Here is an 18,264-nt window from a genome sequence, read left to right on the forward strand (position 1 = left end):
CCGTAGTGGCCGGTAGCGTGGAGCGGTGATCACGTGGCGTGCGGGTGTCGTGGAGTCTGTGGCGGCCACGTGGCCCGGCGCGACGGAGCTGCGCGTGGCGCTCGACGAGCCGTGGGCCGACCCGTTGCTCCCGGCCCGGGTCAAGGGGCTCGCCTACTCCGAGCTCGTCGGCACGATCGCGGTCGGCGACCGCGTGCTGCTCAACGTCACGGCCCTTGCCCGGGGGCTGGGCACTGGTGGCTACGCGTTGGTCGTGGCGCTCGACGGGCGCCTGCCGGACGACCGCCCCGCGGGACCTGGCCACCTCGTCAAGGCGCGCTACACGCCGCTGCAGGCCATGGTGCTGGGTGTCGACGACCAGGAGTCGGAGCACCACGACCTGCTGCGCGACGCGGACGACCTGCGCGGCATGCCCGTCGTCGTGGCAGACCTGCACTCCGCCCTGCCGGCCATCATCGCCGGTGCGCGCCTCGCCGCCGGCCGCCCGCTGCGCGTCGCGTACGTCATGACCGACGGCGGCGCCCTGCCCGCGTGGTTCTCCCGCTCTGTCGCGGGGCTCCGCGAGGCCGGGTGGCTCGAGTCCTGCATCACGACGGGTCAGGCGTTCGGCGGCGACCTCGAGGCGGTCACCGTGCACACCGGCCTCCTCGCGGCCAAGCACGTCGTCGGCGCGGACCTGGCGGTGGTCGCGCAGGGCCCGGGCAACCTTGGCACGGGCACCCAGTTCGGGTTCTCGGGCGTGGCGGCGGGCGAGGCCGTCAACGCGGCGGTGGTGCTGCGCGGCCGGCCCGTCGCCTCGTTGCGCGTGTCCGGCGCCGACGAGCGCGCCCGCCACCACGGTGTGTCCCACCACTCGCTCACCGCCTACGGGCGGGTCGCGATGCGCCCGGCCGACGTGCCCGTCCCCGTGCTCGAGGGCGAGGTCGCCGCGCTCAACGACGTCATCGCCGAGCAGGTGTCCTACCTCGCCGTCATGCACCGGCTCGTCGAGGTCCCCGCGGGGGCGGACGTGCGCGCGGCGCTCGAGGAGAGCCCCGTGCGGCTGTCCACCATGGGCCGCGGCCTCGACCAGGACCCGGCGGCGTTCCTCGCCGCGGCCGTGGCCGGCGTCCACGCCGCGCACCTGCTGGGCTGAGCCCTCAGTCGTCCCGCGGGGTCGCCGTGTGCACGGCGACGAGGGTGGCCAGCCGCTGCGCCTCGGCGGACGCGCGCTCGCCGTCCGCGCGCTGCACGCCCATGACCGCGAGCGTGTCGCCGTCGGCCAGGTCCAGCTGCACCCACGGGCGGCCGGAGCCGAACCGCACCGAGACCACCTCGGCCCACTCCAGCCGCGTGGTGATCATGAGGTTGCGCACCACGAGGCCGTCGGGCGACGGCAGCGCGGCCACCGAGCCCTCGCGCCAGCAGAACCAGACGATGAGCGCACCCAGGAGGGCGAAGCCGATCTGGTCCCCCGGACCCAGCTCGGGGATGGCCACGATCACGGCCACGGTGCCGAGCACCACCACGACGGCCATGACGGCGGTGACGATCCGGGCCAGCCGCGGCCGGAACGGTGCGTACCGCGCGTCCCCCGTCGGCTCCACCACGGTCCGGCTCCTCAGAGCCGGCACGCGTGGATGGACGTCACCAGGATGGCGCGCGCGCCGACGCCGTACAGGGCGTCCATGACGCGGTTGGTCTCTTCGCGGCGCACCATGGCGCGCACGGCGGACCAGTCGCGGTTGTGCAGCGGGCTCACCGTCGGGGACTCCAGCCCCGGCGTGATGGCCACGGCCTGCTCCACCAGGGTGGTCGGCACGTCGTAGTCCATGAGCACGTACTGCTGGGCGGTCAGGACACCCTGCAGCCGGCGGGTGAGCACGTCGAGGCCCGCGGGTGCGTCCACGTCGGAGCGGCGCACCAGCACCGCCTCGGAGCGCAGGATCGGGTCGCCGAAGATCTCCAGCCCGGCGGCACGCAGCGTCGTGCCGGTCTCGACGACGTCGGCGATCACGTCGGCCACGCCGAGGCGGATCGCGGTCTCGACGGCACCGTCGAGGCGCACGACCCCGGCAGGCGTGACACCCAGGCCGCGCAGGTACTCCGCGACGAGCACGGGGTAGCTGGTCGCGACGCGGTGGCCGTCCACCTGCTGCACGGTCGAGATGCCGCCCGCGTTCGCCGCGAAGCGGAACGTCGAGCGCCCGAAGCCGAGCGGCAGGTGCTCGACCGCGTCGGACTCGGAGTCGAGCATGAGGTCACGACCGGTGATGCCGACGTCGACCGTGCCGGCTCCGACGTAGACCGCGATGTCGCGCGGACGCAGGAAGAAGAACTCGACGTCGTTGTCCGGGTCCGGCAGCACCAGCTCACGGCTGTCGCGGCGCTGGCGGTAGCCCGCCTCCTTGAGCATGGCGGCGGCGGGCTCCGACAGGGAGCCCTTGTTGGGAACGGCGATCCTCAGCACGCAGCGAGGTCCTTTCTACAGGTGGGTGTAGACGTCGGCGAGGGTCAGGCCGCGCGCGAGCATGAGGACCTGGAGGTGGTAGAGGAGCTGCGAAATCTCCTCGGCCGTGCGCTCCTCGCCCTCGAACTCGGCGGCCATCCACACCTCGGCGGCCTCCTCGACGATCTTCTTGCCGATCGCATGGACGCCGGCGTCCAGCTCGGCAACCGTGCCCGAGCCCTCGGGGCGGGTCGCGGCCTTCTCGGCGAGCTCGGCGAACAAGGAGTCGAAGGTCTTCACTCGGCCAACACTAGGGGCTGCTCCGGCCGGCCCTCGCCGCCGTCCGAGGGCCGGTCGCGCTGGCGCCACCAGACCACGAAGCCCCACAGGACCACGGCCGCGTACACCGTGTAGAGCAGTGCGGACGGGTAGTAGCCGGCGCTGAACAGCAGCGGCACCCCCACCGCGTCCACCGCGATCCAGATGAGCCAGAACTCGATCCAGCCCCGCGCCATCCCGTACGTGGCCAGGAACGAGCCCGTGAAGATCCACGCGTCCGCCCACGGCCCGTAGGAGTCGAGCGCGCGGAAGATCTGCGCGAACACGACGGTGCCGACGACGGCCACCGTGCCGATGATCATCCAGCCCCTGCGCCCCGCCCAGTGCGGCACGACGGGCGGCGCGTCCTGGTCGCCGCGCGCCCGGCCCGCCGCGCGAGCGTCGCGCCACCGCATCCAGCCCCACACCGACACGACGATGAAGAACACCTGGCGGCCGGCCTGCCCGTACAGGTCACGGTTCTGCGGCGTGTGGAACACGCCGCCAAGGAACACCGTGAAGAGCAGCACGTTGCCCACGATGCCCACGGGCCACGCCCAGACCCGGCGCCGCATGCCACCGATGGCGGACGCGAGCCCGAACCCGTTGCCGACGATCTCCCGCCAGAGGATGGGGTGGCCCGCGATGGTCCACGTCGCGTCGAAGAGCCAGTTGTGCACTAGAGCCCCCGCAGCGCGACGACGGTGGCGACGGCCGCCTCGGCGGCCTCCGCGCCCTTGTCTTCGTGCGATCCGGGCAGGCCGGCCCGGTCGACGGCCTGGGCCTCGTCGTCGCACGTGAGCACGCCGAAGCCGACGGGGACACCGGTCTGCACGGCCACGTCGGTCAGGCCGAGGGTCGCCGCCTGGCACACGTACTCGAAGTGCGGCGTGCCTCCCCGGATGACGACGCCGAGGGCCACCACCGCGTCGGCGCTCGCCGCCGCCGCGCGGGCGGCGACGGGCAGCTCGAACGTCCCCGGGACGCGGATCTCGGTGACCTCGGTGACGTTCGCCGCGGCGAGCGCGCGGCGCGCGCCGGCCAGCAGGCCGTCCATCACCTGCGTGTGCCAGCTCGCGGCGACGACGACGACGCGCAGGCCCGTCCCGTCGACCGACAGCGTGGGTGCGCCTGCACCGCTCATACCAGGTCCTCCAGGTTCTCGAAAGCGTGGTCACCGGTGTCGGTGCCGGCCGCGGCGGGCGCCGCCCGCGTGGGCATGACGGGGATGGGTTCGCGGGCGTCGAGGTCCAGGACGTGGCCCATCGACGTCGCCTTGGTCCGCAGGTAGGCCTCGTTGTGCGGCGTCCGCCCGACGAGCAGACCGTGCACGTCGCTGACCTCGATGCCATGCGCACGCAGCCCGGCCACCTTCGCGGGGTTGTTGGTCAGCAGGCTCACGCTGCGCACGCCCAGGTCGGCCAGGATGGCGGCGGCCGCGCCGTACTCGCGGCGGTCGGCGGGCCACCCGAGGTCGAGGTTGGCCTGCACCGTGTCGCGCCCGTCGTCCTGCAGGGCGTACGCCGCGACCTTGGCCAGCAGCCCGATCCCCCGCCCCTCGTGCCCGCGCAGGTACACGACGGCGCCGCCCTGCTCGGCCGCCAGCTGCAGCGCGGCGTCGAGCTGCGGCCCGCAGTCGCAGCGGGCCGACCCGAACGCGTCGCCCGTGAGGCACTCGGAGTGCACGCGGACCACCGGGTGCGCGGAGAGGCCCGTCGTCGGAACCAGCGCGACGTGCTCGTCACCCGTGCGCAGGTCGCGGTAGCCGTGGATGCGGAAGTCGCCGTGCTTGGTGGGCAGGTAGGCGGTGTGGGTCGCATGGACCCGCTGCATGGTGGCCGGGGCCTCCGTGACGACCTCGTCGTCGTGCTCGCGCCGCCACGCGACGAGGTCCTCGATGGTGATGAGCACCAGACCCTCGTCCGCGGCGAGCCGCGCCGCCGCGGGCAACCGCGTCATGGTGCCGTCGTCGTTCACCAGCTCGGCGATCGCACCCACCGGCTCCAGCCCGGCCAGGCGGCACAGGTCGACCGCGGCCTCGGTGTGACCGGCCCGGTGGAGCACGCCCCCGGGGACCGCGCGCAGCGGCAGCACGTGACCGGGGCGGATGAGGTCTCCGCGGCCCGACGACGGGTCGGCGAGCACGTGAAGCGTGCGCGCGCGGTCTGCCGCAGAGATGCCGGTGGTCACGCCCGTCGCCGCGTCGACGGTCACGGTGTACGCCGTGCGCCGCGGGTCCTGGCTCTTGGGCACCATCAGCGGCAGGTCCAGCGCGTCGGCGCGCGCGGCCGGCATCGGGGCGCACAGGTAGCCCGAGGAGTGTCGGATGGTCCAGGCGATCCACTCCGTGGTCGCCGACTGCGCGGCGAGGATCACGTCGGCCTCGTTCTCCCGGTCCGGGGAGTCGGCGACCAGCACGGGCCGCCCCTGCCGCAGCGCGTCGAGCGCCTGCTCGATCGTGCCCGTGGTCATCGCAGGACCCCCGCCGTGGTCAGCAGCCGTTCGGTGTACTTGGCGAGCACGTCGACCTCCAGGTTCACGCGGTCCCCCGCGCCGAGGCGCCCGAGCGTCGTGGCCTCGAGCGTGGTGGGGATCAGGGAGACCCCGAACGAGTCGTCGCCGACGTGGGTCACGGTCAGCGAGATCCCGGAGACGGCGATCGACCCCTTCTCCGCGACGTACCGTGCGAGCTCGGGGTCGAGTGCGATCTCGACCTCGTCCCACCGCGGGCCGGGGGTCCGGCGCAGGATCGAGCCGACGCCGTCGACGTGTCCCTGCACCACGTGGCCGCCGTACCGGCCGCCCACGGCCAGGGCGCGCTCCAGGTTCACGGGGCTCCCGGGCTCGAGGTCGCCGAGCGCCGTGCGGCGCAACGACTCCGGCATCACGTCCGCACCGAACGTCCCGTCTCCGGGCAGGTCGGTCACGGTGAGGCAGACGCCCGAGACGGCGATGGAGTCGCCGGGCCGCGCGTCGCTGACGACGAGGGGCCCGCGCACGGTCAGGCGTGCGTCGCCGTCGCCGTGCTCGATGCTCTCGACCACGCCGATCTCTTCGATGATGCCGGTGAACATCAGGGCTCCTGGTCTGTGCTGGGACGGGCCGCGGTCTGGGCGGCGGCTTCGGCGGCGGGGGTGGCGACGACGAGCACGTCGGGGCCGAGCGGGAGGACCGACCGTGTCACGAGGCGCACGGCGTCGTCGATCGTGGCGACGCCGAGGTCGTCGACAGCCGACCGTCCCGCGCCGAGCAGCACCGGCGCGACGTAGGCGTGCACCTCGTCGACCACGCCGGCGCGCAGGAACGCGGTCGCCAGGGTGGGTCCGCCCTCCACGAGCACGTGCCGGACGCCGCGAGACGCGAGCTCGGCGAGCACGGCGTGCGGGTCGTGAGTGCGCACGTGCACCAGCTCGCCCCCCGGGCCACGCAGCGCCGCGTCGGCTGGCAGGTCGCGCAGCCCGACGACGACGCGCACCGGCTGGTGCTCGTGCAGCGACCCGTCCGCCGACCGCGCGGTCAGGCTCGGGTCGTCCGCCAGCGCGGTGCCCGTGCCGACCGCGATGGCGTCGACCTCGCCGCGCAGGTCGTGCGCGTGCTGGCGCGCCACGGGGCCGGTGATCCACCGGCTCGACCCGTCGGCGGCGGCGATCCTGCCGTCGAGCGACGACGCGATCTTGAGCGTGACGAACGGCCGGTCGCGCTCGACCGCGTGCACCCACGCTCCGAGGACCTGCCGGCCCTCGTCGGCGAGCACGCCGGCGAGCACGTCGACGCCCTCGGCACGCAGGCGTGCGGCTCCCCCCGCGGCGAGCGGGTTCGGGTCGCTGACCGAGACCACGACGCGCGCGACGCCCGCGGCCAGGAGCGCCTCGCTGCACGGACCCGTGCGGCCGGTGTGGTTGCACGGCTCCAAGGTCACGACGGCGGTCGCACCCCGCGTGTCGTGCCGCTGCGCCGCGGCGTCCGCGAGGGCCGCGACCTCGGCGTGCGGCGTGCCCGCTCCGCGGTGCCAGCCCTCGCCGATCGTCTGCCCGTCGGGTGCCAGCAGCACGCACCCGACCCGGGGGTTGGGGTCGACCGCCGGTCCGCGGCGCGCGAGCTCGAAGGCACGCCGCATGGCCGCGGACTCCTGGGGGGTCGCGGAGTCGACACGCGAGCTCGTCGTGCTGGTCATCGCCACCTCCCGAACGCCCATGACGGCTCCGGGGTCGGCGCAGCCGGAACGGTCCGGCCAGCCACGGCGCACGGCTGTGCCGCGCGTCGCCACGTACTTCTCCCATCCGGACTTTCACCGTCGGTCCTGGAGTTCCACCAGGTCAACCGCACCGCCCCGAAGGACGAGCGGGTCGCGGACTGTCACCGCCGGCTCGGAATTGCACCGACCCCGGAGCACGTGTTGCTCTTGAGCCAACGATGATGCCACACGGCGCATTCCCGCTGGTCGCGGGGCGCGCGCATCTCAGGATGCGAGCCGGCGCAGCTCCTCGATCTCGGCGGCCGGGTCCTCGGCACCGTAGACGGCCGAGCCCGCGACGAAGACGTTGGCGCCGGCCTGCGCGATCCGCGCGATGGTCCCGCGCGCGACCCCGCCATCCACCTGGATCCACGTGTCCGCGCCGGCCTCGTCGATCGCTGCGCGGGTCCGCCGGATCTTGGGCAGCGTGCCCTCGATGAAGGACTGCCCACCGAACCCGGGCTCGACCGTCATGACCAGGATCATGTCGATCTCGTCGAGCAGGTCGAGCAACGGCTCGACGGGCGTCGCCGGTCGCAGGGCGACCCCCACGCGCGCTCCCCCGGCTCGCAGCTCGCGCGCGAGCCGCACGGGCGCCTGCGCGGCCTCGAGATGGAACGTGACGGACGCCGCACCCGCCTCGGCGTAGGCGGGTGCCCAGCGGTCGGCGTCCTCGATCATCAGGTGCAGGTCGAGCGGGACCGGGGACACCTCGGCCAGCCGCGTCACCACCGGGGCGCCGATCGTGAGGTTGGGCACGAAGTGGTTGTCCATGACGTCGACGTGGGCGAAGTCCGCGTTCGCGATCCGCCCGAGGTCGCGCTCGAGGTTGGCGAAGTCGGCGGACAGGATGCTGGGGTTGATCAGCGCGGGCACGCCGTCAGCCTAGCCGCGCACTCCTCAGGAGGTGCGGCGCAGCAGCGTCAGGTGCATCGCGTCCGTGCCGTGCACGTGCGGCCAGAGCTGCACGTCCGTCCGGTCACCGGGGAGATCGAGCGGCGCGGCGGCGAGGTCGGCGACCACCGCGCGCGCGTCGACGGGCTCGACGCCGATGCCGGACCGCGCCGCGGCACGCAGCGCGTCCTTGACCACGAGCTGCGTCTCGGCCAGGTGCGGGGAGCACGTCACGTAGGCGACGACGCCCCCCACCCGGACCGCGGCGAGCGCCGAGCCGAGCAGCTCGCGCTGCAGCGCGGACAGTGCCGCGAGGTCGCTGGGCTGGCGGCGCCAGCGCGACTCGGGCCGGCGGCGCAGCGCGCCCAGCCCCGTGCACGGCGCGTCGACCATCACGCGGTCGAAGGCGCCGGGCTCGTCGGTACCGACCAGGCGACCGTCCCCGGTGCGCACGTCCTCGATCGCGTCGGCCGGCAGAGCGCGCAGCGCCTGCTCGACGAGCCGCGCGCGGTGGGGCTGCACCTCGTTGGCCACAAGGCGCCCGCGGCGCTCGTCGACCAGGGACGCGAGCAGCGCGGCCTTGCCGCCCGGACCGGCGCACAGGTCCAACCAGCGCTCGTCCGGTCCCTCCAGGGGCGCTGCGGCCAGGGCCAGCGCCACGAGCTGGCTCCCCTCGTCCTGGACACCCGCGCGACCGTCCCGGACCGCCGGGACGGAGGCCGGGTCCCCTCCGTCCAGCACATGCGCCGTGGGGGCGACCCGTCCGGGCCGGCCGCCGAGCTCGTCGTCGTCGACCAGGCCGGGCCGCGCGACGAGCGTCACCCGCGGCGCCGCGTTGTCGGCGACCAGCAGCGCCTCGAGCTCGTCGGACGAGCGACCGTTGCCGACGAGGGCCTCGCGCAAGCCGCGCACGACCCACTCGGGATGGCTCTCCACGGCGGCGAGCCGGGCCACCGCGTCGTCCTGGTGCGGGTCGGCGGCGTCGCCGATCAGGGTGAGCCACTCGTCGAGCGTCGAGCGGCCGACGGCGCGCAGCACTGCGTTGACGAACTGCGCCGCCCCCGCGCCCACGCGCTGGCGGGCCAGGCCGACGGTCTCGGAGACCGCGGCGTGCGGAGGGACGCGCATGCCGAGCAGCTGGTGGCTGCCGAGGCGGAGCAGGTCCAGCACCGGCGGGTCGATCGTGGCGAGGTCGCGCCCCGCCGCCTGCTCGACGATCGCGTCGTACCGGCCGCGCAGACGCAGCGCGCCGTAGGCCAGCTCGGTGGCGAAGCCCGCGTCACGTCCGCGGATCGCGCGCTCGCGCAGCAGCGGCGGCAGTACCAGGTTCGCGTACGAGTCCGTCTCTGCGACCGCGCGGAGCACGTCGAACGCGACCGTGCGCGCCGGGTCGGTGCCGCGCCTGCGTTCGCCGGGGGCCTGCGCGCTGCGCTCGGTGCGCCCCTCGGAGCGGGCGGCACCACGCTGCCGGCCGGCGCTGTCCCGGCGGTCGGTCCGACCGTCGCCGCTCATGCGCCGAGCACCATGCCGTCGGCGAGCGGTTCGCCCGTCCCGAGGCGCGCGCCGCGGGCCCAGTCGGCCGCATCCATTGCACGCTTGCCCGCAGGAGTCACCTGCCCGAGCCGGACCGCCTGGGTGGCCGTCCCGACGAGGACGTCCTTGCGACCCACCTGGACCGCTCCGGGCGGCAGCTCCTCAGTCGTCAGCGTCACCGGGCCCAGCCCGAGACGGGCGCCGTCGGAGGTCGTGGTCCAGGCGCCCGGTGCGGGCGTGCACGCACGGATGCGTCGGTCGACCGCGTACGCCGGGTGCGCCCAGCGCACGCGCGCGTCCTCGACCTCGAGCTTGGGAGCGTGGCTGACGCCCTCGTCGGGCTGCTCGACCGGGCTGAGGATCCCGTCCTCCAACGCGTCGAGCGTGCGGACCAGCAGGCCGGCGCCCACGGCGGCGAGCCTGTCCAGCAGGTCCCCCGACGTGTCGCGCGGGCGGACGGTCTCCGTCAGCGTGCCGTAGACCGGCCCGGTGTCGAGCCCCTTCTCGATCCGGAAGGTCGTCGCACCGGTCACCTCGTCGCCCGCCAGCAGCGCGCGCTGGACAGGTGCCGCGCCGCGCCAGGCGGGCAGGACCGAGAAGTGCAGGTTGACCCAGCCGTGCCGCGGCACGTCGAGCAGCGCCGGGGGCACCAGCGCGCCGTAGGCGACCACGGGCGCCGCGTCCACCTGGAGGGCGGAGATCTGCTCGACCGCCTCGTCGTCGCGCAGCGTCGCGGGGGTGAGCACGGGGATGCCCGCCTCCAGGGCGCGGACCTTGACCGGGCTCGGCGCGAGCGCCCTGCCGCGACCGGTGCGCGCATCCGGCCGGGTCAGCACGGCGACCACCTCGTGCCGGGAGGCGATCAGAGCCTCGAGCGACGGCACCGCTGCCGTGGGGGTACCGGCGAAGAGCAGTCGCATGCCCCGATCCTAGGCGGAGTCCGCCGGGCCGTGATCGGGCCGGCGCTCAGGACTGAAGGTCCGCGAAGGCCAGCGCCGCTGCATGCCCGGCGTCGTGCGGCGACGAGCACGCACGTGCCGAGGGCGACCGAGGCCGCGGCTAGCGCCGCCAGCGGCGCGAGGGAGCCGGCTCCGGTCTGGGGCAGCGAGCCGGGCCCCGCGGGCGGCTCGCTGACCGGATCCGCGGGTGCCGAGCCCGCGGGGTCGGGCGCCGGGTCGGTGGACGGGTCGGTGCCGGGATCGGGCGCCGGGTCCGAGCCGGGGTCCGGCGCGGGGTCCGAGCCCGGGTTCGGCACCGGGTCAGAGCCAGGGTCCGGCACCGGGTCGGAACCAGGGTCCGGCACGGGGTCCGAGCCAGGGTCCGGCGCGGGGTCCGGCACCGGGTCCGAGCCCGGGTCCGGCGTCGGGTCTGTGGGCGGCTGCGAGGTCGACCCAGCCTCCACCGCGACGGACGCGGTGCTCGGCAGCGTCGTCACGGTCGCGCCGTCGGGGTCGAGCCCGGCCGCCCACGCGGTGTTCGACACGACGCCCGCGAGGATGTCATCGGCGTCGATGGCGCTCACCAGCGTCGGGTCGTCGCACACGTGCGTCGCTCCGGCGGCCAGGTCGAAGCTGCCGCACACGGTCGTGTCGAGCGTCGGGTCGACGACGTGCACGTCGGCCAGGTCCAGCTGCGCGTCGCCCGTGACCGCGAACTCCCAGCGGACCGTCTCGCCCAGGTCGGCGCGGCCGTTCCCATCGGCGTCCTGGAGGACGGCCGACTTGACGATCGAGCCGGCCGGGGCCTTGAGGCGCACGGGGGCGGCCGACGGAGGGGACGTGAGGGCCTGGGCGCCGGCACGGACGTGGGCGGTCGCGGTCGGGGCGTACACCAGGGGCTGACCGGCAGCGGTGCTCCCGGTGAGGTCGGCGAGGTCCTGCGCCGTGATGGTGTGGACGCCCGTGCACACCGTGGAGCCGCCCGGCTCGAGGTCGTCCCGGGGGCACGTAGCGGGCGCGTCGAGCGACGCGTCCTCGATCGTGAGATCCGTGGTGGGCAGCGTGCCGGTGTTGTAGACGACGAACTGGTACCGGATCGTCTCCCCCACCGCATACCCACCCTGGCGGACGCCGTCGGCGACCTGCTTCGTCAGGGCGATCTCCGGAAGCTGGTCGACCGTGGCGACGCTCACGTTCCGGATGAGGTGGACGTCCCGCGAGCCGCCGGTCGACGCCGTGAACCCGAATGTGTACGTGGGCGGGGCCGCCTCAGGCATCGTCTCGCGCAGCACCTCGACGAAGCCCCGGCCGTCGCGGAAGTCCATCTCCACGAGCACCTCGGGACCGCGGTCCTGGTCGGCGGGCTGCGGGGCGACGGTGACGCGCGCGCGGCGCACCCACGCGTCGAGCTGTCCCTCGACCGGAGGGGTGGTCGCCGTGCTGCGCACGGAGACACCCGGCAGCGGGTTCGAGGCGAGCAGGCAGTAGCCCTCGATCCAGTCCTCGGCGCCGACGCTCGAGGCAGGCTGGACGCCGAGCCGTCCAGGACCGCGCAGCGCGATCGAGTCCGGCGTCCGACCGGACTGCCTCAGGTCCACGCGCGGCGGGCAGCCGCGGCCACGGCCCTGCTCGTCGTTCGAGAAGTTGCCGTAGGCGTCGAGCCCGACGCCGAGGTAGCCACCGACGACCCCCGGCTGGATGACCTGCTCGGGCGTGCCCGCCCGCGGCGCATAGCCGAGGGATCCGCCGTACGCGCCCGGGAGGCGCATGGTGTAGCTGCCGTCCGCGAGGAAGAACGCGATGCCGTCGGCGCCGTCGCCGCCGTACTGGGCCTGGTCGAACGTGGCGACCAGACCGGCCGACGCGGGCAGCGGCGTGTCGTACAGCAGACCGCCCGAGACCCCGGCCCAGCTCACGCCGGTCGAGGCGTTGGTCAGCTGCAGCCAGCCCGGGGTGGTGCCGGGGGTCGGCACCGGCCCGGTGGTGGCGTCGTCGCGCGGCGGGCAGCCGACGGCCGACGACGGGTCGGCCCCGGTGAGGCACGCCTGGCCGAGGAACGACACGCCGGCCGGCGCGGTCGCCGCCTGGAACGTCCAGTCGATGAGGGGCGTGCCCTCGTCGGCGGCGGCCGGCAGCGATGCTCCGGCTCCGACGAAGACCGAGGATGCGACGACTGCGGCCACCGTGACCAGCAGGCGCTGGCCTCGCGTCAGTCGTCGAGCTGTCGTCCTCATGGCTGCTACCTTCGTCGCCCCTGCGATGTCGTGGCATTGAAACCTACGCAGCGGTAGCTTCTCGACGGCCGTTCGGGCCGGTCCGGCGGCCAGACCGGCACGAGGCAGGGCAGACCCGGCGCGTGGAGGGCCGCGGCGGCGTGTGAGATCCGTCACGCCCGCGCGTCACAACCGTTCGTTACGCGGCAAACCCGGTCTATCGGTCGCCCGGCCCGTGGCGCCGCGGGACGGCCACGCCTCGCGCCACGAGCTCGTCGCGCAGCTCCCCCGCCGAGACGAAGAGGACGGCATCGAGCCCGGCGCTCGCGGCCGCATCGACGTTGACCGACGAGTCGTCGGTGAACACCGTCCGAGCCGGGTCCAGACCGAACCGCTCCACGAGGAGCGCGTAGATCGCCGGATCGGGCTTGGCGAGCCCTTCCCGCCCGGACACGAGGACGTCCTCCAGCAGGCCGATGGCCGGGGCCGCCGGTTCCGCGAGGTGGAACGTCTCCGCCGACCAGTTCGTCAGCCCGAGCAGCCGGACACCCGCGTCCGCGAGCTCCTGCACGAGCTCGGCTGTGCCGGGCACGGGACCGAGGAGCGAGTCGGCGAAGTGCTCGACGTACAGGTCCATCGCCGCGAGGTGCTGGGGAGCGGTGCGTTCGAGCTCGAGCCGCGCGTCGGCCCACGAGCGTCCCGCGTCCTGCTGCAGGTTGAACGTGCGGAAGTCGAAGTCGACGAGGAACGCCTGGGCGTCCGCGTCGGGCAGACGTCCGAGGTACGGGCCCGTCGGGTCCCATCGCACCAGGACGTTCCCGAGGTCGAACACGACGGTGTCGATCATCCGAGATCCGCCGGGTCCAGCTGCGCGCGCACGGTGCCGCCCTCGCGGCGGGCGCTGCGCACCGCCATCGAGGCGGCCACCGAGCGGGCGAGGGCGGCGCCCGAGCCGCGCGGCACGCGCAGGATCGCCCGGACGTCTCCCTCCAGGGCGCCCACGGGGGCGGGCTGCTCCACGGGCACGGGCCCGAGCACGTCCAGGCCGGGTACGTCGACCCGGCGGACCACGGCGAGCACCGCGTCACGCCGGCCCACCAGGGCGGCCATCCGGACGGCGGGCGGGAGCGCCAGCTCGGCGCGCTCGGCGAGCTCGCGCGAGGCGAGCCCGCTCGGGTCCCAGCGCACGAGGGCCTGCGTGGCCCGTTCCTCCGCGTCCCCGACGAGCAGCACGCTGCCGCCCTCGCTGGACGGGCGCACCAGGGCCGCGGCGGCGAGCCACCGACGGAGCGCATCGGGCAGCAGGCCCAGCGCCGAGCCTGCGGTGCTCACCGCGGCGTCCAGCAGGATCGCGGCCGCGTACCCGCCTGGCGCGACGGGCTCGGCACCTGGCGTCGCGACCACGAGCGCCGGGGCGTCGCGCACCGTCGCCAGCACCCCACCCGCGGCCCGGGCACCGGACACGCGGACGGGGACGCCGGGAAAGGCCCGTCCCAGCTCCTCGGCGGTCCGCTCGGAACCCACGCGGACCGACCGCAGGGCCGCTCCCCCGCATTCGAGGCAGCGCCAGTCGGCTGCCAGGCGGCCGCACCAGCCGCACGTCGGCACACCGTCCGCGCGCGAGAGTCCCAGCGGCCCGTGGCAGGTGCCGCACCGGGCGGAGGCGCGGCAGCGTCCGCAGGCCACCGCCGGCACGTATCCCGCTCGGGGCACCTGCACCAGCACGGGCCCCTCCACCAGCCTGTCGCGCAGGGTCCGCCACGCCGGCGTCGGCAGGCGGGCGGCAGCCGCTGCCCCTTCCCGGGCCAGCTCGGTCGACGTCAGGGCGAGCACGCGCGGGGTCAGCCGCCGCACGGTCGGGCGATCGGCGCTCACGTCGTGCGCCCAGCCGGACTCGACGAGCGCCTGGGCCTCGACCGTCCGGCCGTGACCGCCCACGAGCAGCGCGGCGCCCTCGAGCTCGGAGCGCAGGGCCAGCACCTCGCGCACGTGCGGGTAGGGCGCCCGCGGCTCCGCGTGCAGCGAGTCGCCGTCGTCCCAGCACACCACGAGGCCCAGCTCCCGCACGGGAGCGAAGGCCGACGCCCGCGTGCCGACCACGACGTCAGCCTGACCGCGCAGCGCGGCCAGGAACGCGCGGTACCGCACGGCCGGACCGTCGTCGGCGGCCAGCCGGACGGCACCGCCGCGCCCGCCCGCGCGCCGGGCGGGGATCCCCGCGTCGACGAGCGCCGCGAGCACGCGGTCGATGTCGCGGGCGTCGGGCACCACCACGAGCGCACCTCGACCCCCGAGCACGCAGGCCGCGACGGCCTGGGCGATCGCGTCGGGCCACCGCAGCCCTGCCGCGCCGGGCAACGCCGTCCAGACCGCCCGTGGCGCTCCGCCGGCGAGGACGTGCTGGAGGAAGGCCGCCCCGCCCCGGTAGGGCGCCCACGCGGTGCCGCCCGCCGCGGGAACCACGGCCGGTGCGTCGTCGGTCTCGACCTCCGCCTCGACGCGCGCGTGCCGGGCGGGGACCGCGAGCCGCAGGACGTCCGTGAGCGTCCCCGCCCACCGGTCGGCGACCGCGCGTGCGAGCCGCGCGACGGCCGGGGTGAGGACGGGTTCGGCGGACACGAGCCTGCGGATGGGCAGGAGCTCGCCGTCGTGCTCGGCGTCCTCGGTCCGCTCGATGACGTACGCGTCGACGTCCTGCGCGCCGAACCGCACCTTGACCCGGACGCCTGGCACGGCCGTCTCGGCCATCGCGGCGGGCACGGCGTACTCGAACAGGCGGTCGAGGTGCTGCGGCGGGAGGTCGATGCAGACCCGCGCCACGGGCGCCCGCTCCGCCAGGGCCACCGTCCGCGCGCGACGACGGGCCTGGAGGACGGGCAGGCCGTCGAGCTCCAGCTGCACGCCCGTCCGCTCCACGTCAGACATCACACCATCCGCCGCCGACGTCCGTCGGCCGTTCAGGCGTCGACCGGGCGCGCGTCGCTCACACCACCGACTGCAGGTCGGCCACGCGGTCGGTCCGCTCCCACGTGAAGTCGGGCAGCTCGCGGCCGAAGTGACCGTACGCCGCGGTGGCGCGGTAGATGGGCCGCAGCAGGTCGAGGTCGCGGATGATGGCCGCGGGCCGCAGGTCGAACACCTCGCGGATCGCCGCCGTGACGCGCTCGACGGGCACGGTCTCGGTGCCGAACGTCTCGACGTACAGGCCCACGGGGTGCGCCTTGCCGATCGCGTACGCCACCTGCACCTCGCAGCGCCGGGCGAGACCCGCGGCGACGACGTTCTTCGCCACCCACCGCATCGCGTACGCGGCGGACCGGTCCACCTTCGACGGGTCCTTGCCGGAGAAGGCCCCGCCGCCGTGGCGCGCGTAGCCCCCGTACGTGTCGACGATGATCTTGCGGCCCGTCAGGCCGGCGTCGCCCTGCGGCCCACCGACCACGAACTGCCCGGTCGGGTTCACGAAGCGCTGGTAGTCGCGCGTGTCGAGGTCCACCTGCGCCAGCACCGGCTCGATGACGTGCTCGCGGATCGCCGGCTCGAGCTGCGTGGCCAGGTTCAGGTCCGGCTCGTGCTGGGTCGAGAGCACCACGGCGTCGAGGCGCACCGGCCGGTCGCCCTCGTAGCCGATGGTCACCTGCGTCTTGCCGTCCGGTCGCAGCCCGCCCACCTCGCCGGACTTGCGCACCGCGGCCAGGCGCTCGGACAGCCGGTGCGCGAGCCAGATGGGCAGGGGCAGCAGCGAGGGGGTCTCGTCGCACGCGTAGCCGAACATCAGCCCCTGGTCGCCCGCGCCCTGCATGTCGAGCGGGTCCATGTCGCCCGAGTCCTGCCGCGCCTCGAGCGCCTTGTCGACGCCCTGCGCGATGTCGGGCGACTGCTGCCCGATCGAGACGGACACGCCGCACGACTCGCCGTCGAAGCCGATGTGCGAGGAGGTGTAGCCGATCTCGCGGACCACCTGGCGCACCACGGCGGGGATCTCGACGTACGCCTCGGTCGTGACCTCGCCGGCCACGTGCACCAGGCCCGTGGTGACCATGGTCTCCACGGCGACCCGGGCGTGCGGGTCCTGCTCGAGCATCGCGTCGAGGATGGCGTCGGAGATCTGGTCGCAGATCTTGTCCGGATGGCCTTCCGTCACCGACTCGGACGTGAAGAGGCGCATCGCGGGGTCAGTCATGGGTCGAAGGATAGTCGCGTGCGCGACCAGGTCCGTCGTCAGCCCAGGGCGCGGACCGCATCCCACACGGCGTCCGCGACGACGTCCTTGGACCCGGAGGCCTCCGCGACCACCGCCCCGGTGCCGTCGAGGATGGTGACCGCGTTGTCGGGCGTGCCGAAGCCCTGACCCTCGCCCACCGCGTTGACGACCAGCAGGTCGGCGCCCTTGCGCCGGGCCTTCGCACGGCCGTGCTCGAGCACCGACGCGGTCTCGTCGCCCGTCTCGGCCGCGAACCCGACGACCACCTGGCCGTCGCGCAGCCGGTCGTGCGCGAGCTCGGCGAGGATGTCGACCGTCTCGACAAGCTCGAGCACGGGGGGCGCGCCGGTCTTCTTCAGCTTGGTGCCGGCCGGGCTCACCGGGCGGTAGTCGGCGACCGCGGCGGCCATGACCACCACGTCGGCGTCCTTCGCGGCGACGCGCACCGCCTCGCGCAGCTCCGCCGCGCTGCCGACGGGCACCAGCTCGACGCCCGGAGGTACGGGCACGGCGAGGTTGGCGCCCACCAGGGTCACCTGGGCGCCGCGCGCGACGGCGGCACGCGCGAGGGCGACGCCCTGCCGCCCGGAGGAGCGGTTGCCGAGGTAGCGCACCGGGTCCAGCGGCTCGCGGGTGCCGCCGGCCGAGATGACCACGCGGCGACCCACCAGGTCGCCGCCGGCGACCAGTCCCAGGGCCGCGGCAGTGATGTCCTCGGGCTCCGGGAGTCGTCCGGGTCCCGTGTCCGCCCCCGTCAGCCGGCCCGAGGCAGGGTCCAGCACGTGGATCCCCCGCTCACGCAGCGTCGCCACGTTGGCGACCGTCGCGGGGTGCAGCCACATCTCCGTGTGCATGGCCGGGGCCATCAGCACCGGTGCGCGCGTCACCAGCAGGGTGGCCGTGAGCAGGTCGTCGGCCCGCCCGGTCGCGGCCCGCGCGAGCAGGTCGGCTGTGGCGGGAGCGACCACGACGAGGTCGGCGTCCTGCCCGATGGCGACGTGGGCCACCTGGTCCACGTCCTCGAAGACGTCCGTCGTGACCGGCTGACCGGACAACGCCTCCCAGGTGGGGCGCCCGACGAACTCCAGCGCGGCGCGGGTGGGCACGACGCGCACGTCGTGCCCCGCCTCGCGGAGCAGGCGCAGCAGCAGGACGGCCTTGTAGGCGGCGATCCCGCCGGCCACGCCGAGGACGATCCGCATGAGCGGGGTCTTACTCCTCCGTGGCCTGCGACGTCAGCAGACCGCGGTCGATCTCGCGCATGGCGATCGACAGCGGCTTCTCCTGCGGGCGGGTCTCGACGAGCGGGCCGACGTACTCGAGCAGGCCCTCGTTGAGCTGCGAGTAGTACGCGTTGATCTGGCGCGCGCGCTTGGCCGAGTACAGGACGAGCGCGTACTTGGAGTCCGCGCGCTCGAGCAGCTGGTCGATGGGCGGGTCGGTGATGCCCGTGGGGGCGGCGACGGTTCCGGACACGGTGGGACTCCCGAACGTTGGGGGTG

18 protein-coding genes and 1 riboswitch are annotated in these 18,264 nt (G+C 74.9%); of the genes, 1 reads left to right on the forward strand and 17 read right to left on the reverse strand.

Translation table 11 applies throughout. The annotated features are described in order from the left end of the window. The first annotated feature begins 25 nt into the window (after window positions 1-25). On the forward strand, window positions 26-1,135 hold the full coding sequence (locus QRT05_RS07545; RefSeq protein ID WP_289446461.1) for a DUF3866 family protein: 1,110 nt from the start codon (window positions 26-28) through the stop codon (window positions 1,133-1,135). Window positions 1,136-1,139: 4 nt separating this feature from the next. Here the strand turns inward: QRT05_RS07545 and QRT05_RS07550 are convergent, their stop codons facing one another. From QRT05_RS07550 to rpoZ, 17 genes are all read right to left on the reverse strand, one after another. Continuing rightward, on the reverse strand, window positions 1,140-1,589 hold the full coding sequence (locus QRT05_RS07550) for a PH domain-containing protein (RefSeq protein ID WP_326522638.1): 450 nt from the start codon (window positions 1,587-1,589) through the stop codon (window positions 1,140-1,142). A gap of 11 nt (window positions 1,590-1,600) precedes the next feature. Next, window positions 1,601-2,449 (reverse strand): ATP phosphoribosyltransferase, encoded by an 849-nt coding sequence (gene hisG, locus QRT05_RS07555; protein ID WP_289446462.1) that lies wholly within the window; start codon window positions 2,447-2,449, stop codon window positions 1,601-1,603. Window positions 2,450-2,464: 15 nt separating this feature from the next. After that, window positions 2,465-2,728, reverse strand: a complete 264-nt coding sequence (locus tag QRT05_RS07560) for a phosphoribosyl-ATP diphosphatase (protein ID WP_289446463.1) — start codon at window positions 2,726-2,728, stop codon at window positions 2,465-2,467. Further along, on the reverse strand, window positions 2,725-3,426 hold the full coding sequence (gene pnuC / locus QRT05_RS07565; protein WP_289446464.1) for a nicotinamide riboside transporter PnuC: 702 nt from the start codon (window positions 3,424-3,426) through the stop codon (window positions 2,725-2,727). The genes QRT05_RS07560 and pnuC overlap by 4 nt, the downstream gene beginning before the upstream one ends. Then, on the reverse strand, window positions 3,426-3,890 hold the full coding sequence (ribH, locus tag QRT05_RS07570) for a 6,7-dimethyl-8-ribityllumazine synthase (protein ID WP_289446465.1): 465 nt from the start codon (window positions 3,888-3,890) through the stop codon (window positions 3,426-3,428). The genes pnuC and ribH overlap by 1 nt, the downstream gene beginning before the upstream one ends. Next, window positions 3,887-5,218, reverse strand: coding sequence for a 3,4-dihydroxy-2-butanone-4-phosphate synthase (gene ribB, locus QRT05_RS07575; protein ID WP_289446467.1), 1,332 nt, complete (start codon window positions 5,216-5,218; stop codon window positions 3,887-3,889). Before ribB ends, ribH begins: the two co-directional genes overlap by 4 nt. Next, window positions 5,215-5,820: a riboflavin synthase gene (locus QRT05_RS07580; RefSeq protein WP_289446469.1), complete on the reverse strand. Its 606-nt coding sequence runs from the start codon at window positions 5,818-5,820 to the stop codon at window positions 5,215-5,217. The genes ribB and QRT05_RS07580 overlap by 4 nt, the downstream gene beginning before the upstream one ends. Next, window positions 5,820-6,920, reverse strand: coding sequence for a bifunctional diaminohydroxyphosphoribosylaminopyrimidine deaminase/5-amino-6-(5-phosphoribosylamino)uracil reductase RibD (gene ribD / locus QRT05_RS07585; RefSeq protein WP_289446470.1), 1,101 nt, complete (start codon window positions 6,918-6,920; stop codon window positions 5,820-5,822). Before ribD ends, QRT05_RS07580 begins: the two co-directional genes overlap by 1 nt. A gap of 89 nt (window positions 6,921-7,009) precedes the next feature. Next, a riboswitch (FMN riboswitch) is annotated at window positions 7,010-7,143 on the reverse strand. Between the two features lie 62 nt (window positions 7,144-7,205). Further along, on the reverse strand, window positions 7,206-7,856 hold the full coding sequence (rpe, locus tag QRT05_RS07590) for a ribulose-phosphate 3-epimerase (protein ID WP_289446471.1): 651 nt from the start codon (window positions 7,854-7,856) through the stop codon (window positions 7,206-7,208). A gap of 24 nt (window positions 7,857-7,880) precedes the next feature. Beyond that, on the reverse strand, window positions 7,881-9,386 hold the full coding sequence (locus tag QRT05_RS07595) for an RsmB/NOP family class I SAM-dependent RNA methyltransferase (RefSeq protein ID WP_289446472.1): 1,506 nt from the start codon (window positions 9,384-9,386) through the stop codon (window positions 7,881-7,883). After that, on the reverse strand, window positions 9,383-10,327 hold the full coding sequence (gene fmt, locus QRT05_RS07600) for a methionyl-tRNA formyltransferase (protein ID WP_289446473.1): 945 nt from the start codon (window positions 10,325-10,327) through the stop codon (window positions 9,383-9,385). The genes QRT05_RS07595 and fmt overlap by 4 nt, the downstream gene beginning before the upstream one ends. Beyond that, window positions 10,270-12,579 carry a DUF7507 domain-containing protein gene (locus QRT05_RS07605; RefSeq protein ID WP_289446474.1) on the reverse strand — a complete coding sequence of 770 codons (2,310 nt, stop codon included), beginning with the start codon at window positions 12,577-12,579 and terminating at the stop codon, window positions 10,270-10,272. Before QRT05_RS07605 ends, fmt begins: the two co-directional genes overlap by 58 nt. Before the next feature lie 196 nt (window positions 12,580-12,775). Continuing rightward, window positions 12,776-13,405, reverse strand: coding sequence for an HAD family hydrolase (locus QRT05_RS07610; RefSeq protein ID WP_289446475.1), 630 nt, complete (start codon window positions 13,403-13,405; stop codon window positions 12,776-12,778). After that, a complete protein-coding gene (locus QRT05_RS07615) occupies window positions 13,402-15,483 on the reverse strand; it encodes a primosomal protein N' (protein ID WP_289446476.1) in 2,082 nt (693 codons plus the stop codon). Before QRT05_RS07615 ends, QRT05_RS07610 begins: the two co-directional genes overlap by 4 nt. Before the next feature lie 58 nt (window positions 15,484-15,541). Next, window positions 15,542-16,741, reverse strand: coding sequence for a methionine adenosyltransferase (gene metK / locus QRT05_RS07620; protein WP_289446477.1), 1,200 nt, complete (start codon window positions 16,739-16,741; stop codon window positions 15,542-15,544). A gap of 38 nt (window positions 16,742-16,779) precedes the next feature. Continuing rightward, window positions 16,780-17,964 carry a bifunctional phosphopantothenoylcysteine decarboxylase/phosphopantothenate--cysteine ligase CoaBC gene (gene coaBC / locus QRT05_RS07625; RefSeq protein WP_289446478.1) on the reverse strand — a complete coding sequence of 395 codons (1,185 nt, stop codon included), beginning with the start codon at window positions 17,962-17,964 and terminating at the stop codon, window positions 16,780-16,782. A 10-nt stretch (window positions 17,965-17,974) separates the two neighbouring features. Continuing rightward, entirely contained in the window at window positions 17,975-18,238 is a 264-nt protein-coding gene (rpoZ, locus tag QRT05_RS07630; protein WP_289446479.1) for a DNA-directed RNA polymerase subunit omega, read from the reverse strand. Window positions 18,239-18,264: the final 26 nt, after the last annotated feature.

The organism is Cellulomonas edaphi (assembly GCF_030362815.1).
Taxonomy (GTDB): Bacteria; Actinomycetota; Actinomycetes; order Actinomycetales; family Cellulomonadaceae; genus Cellulomonas; species Cellulomonas edaphi.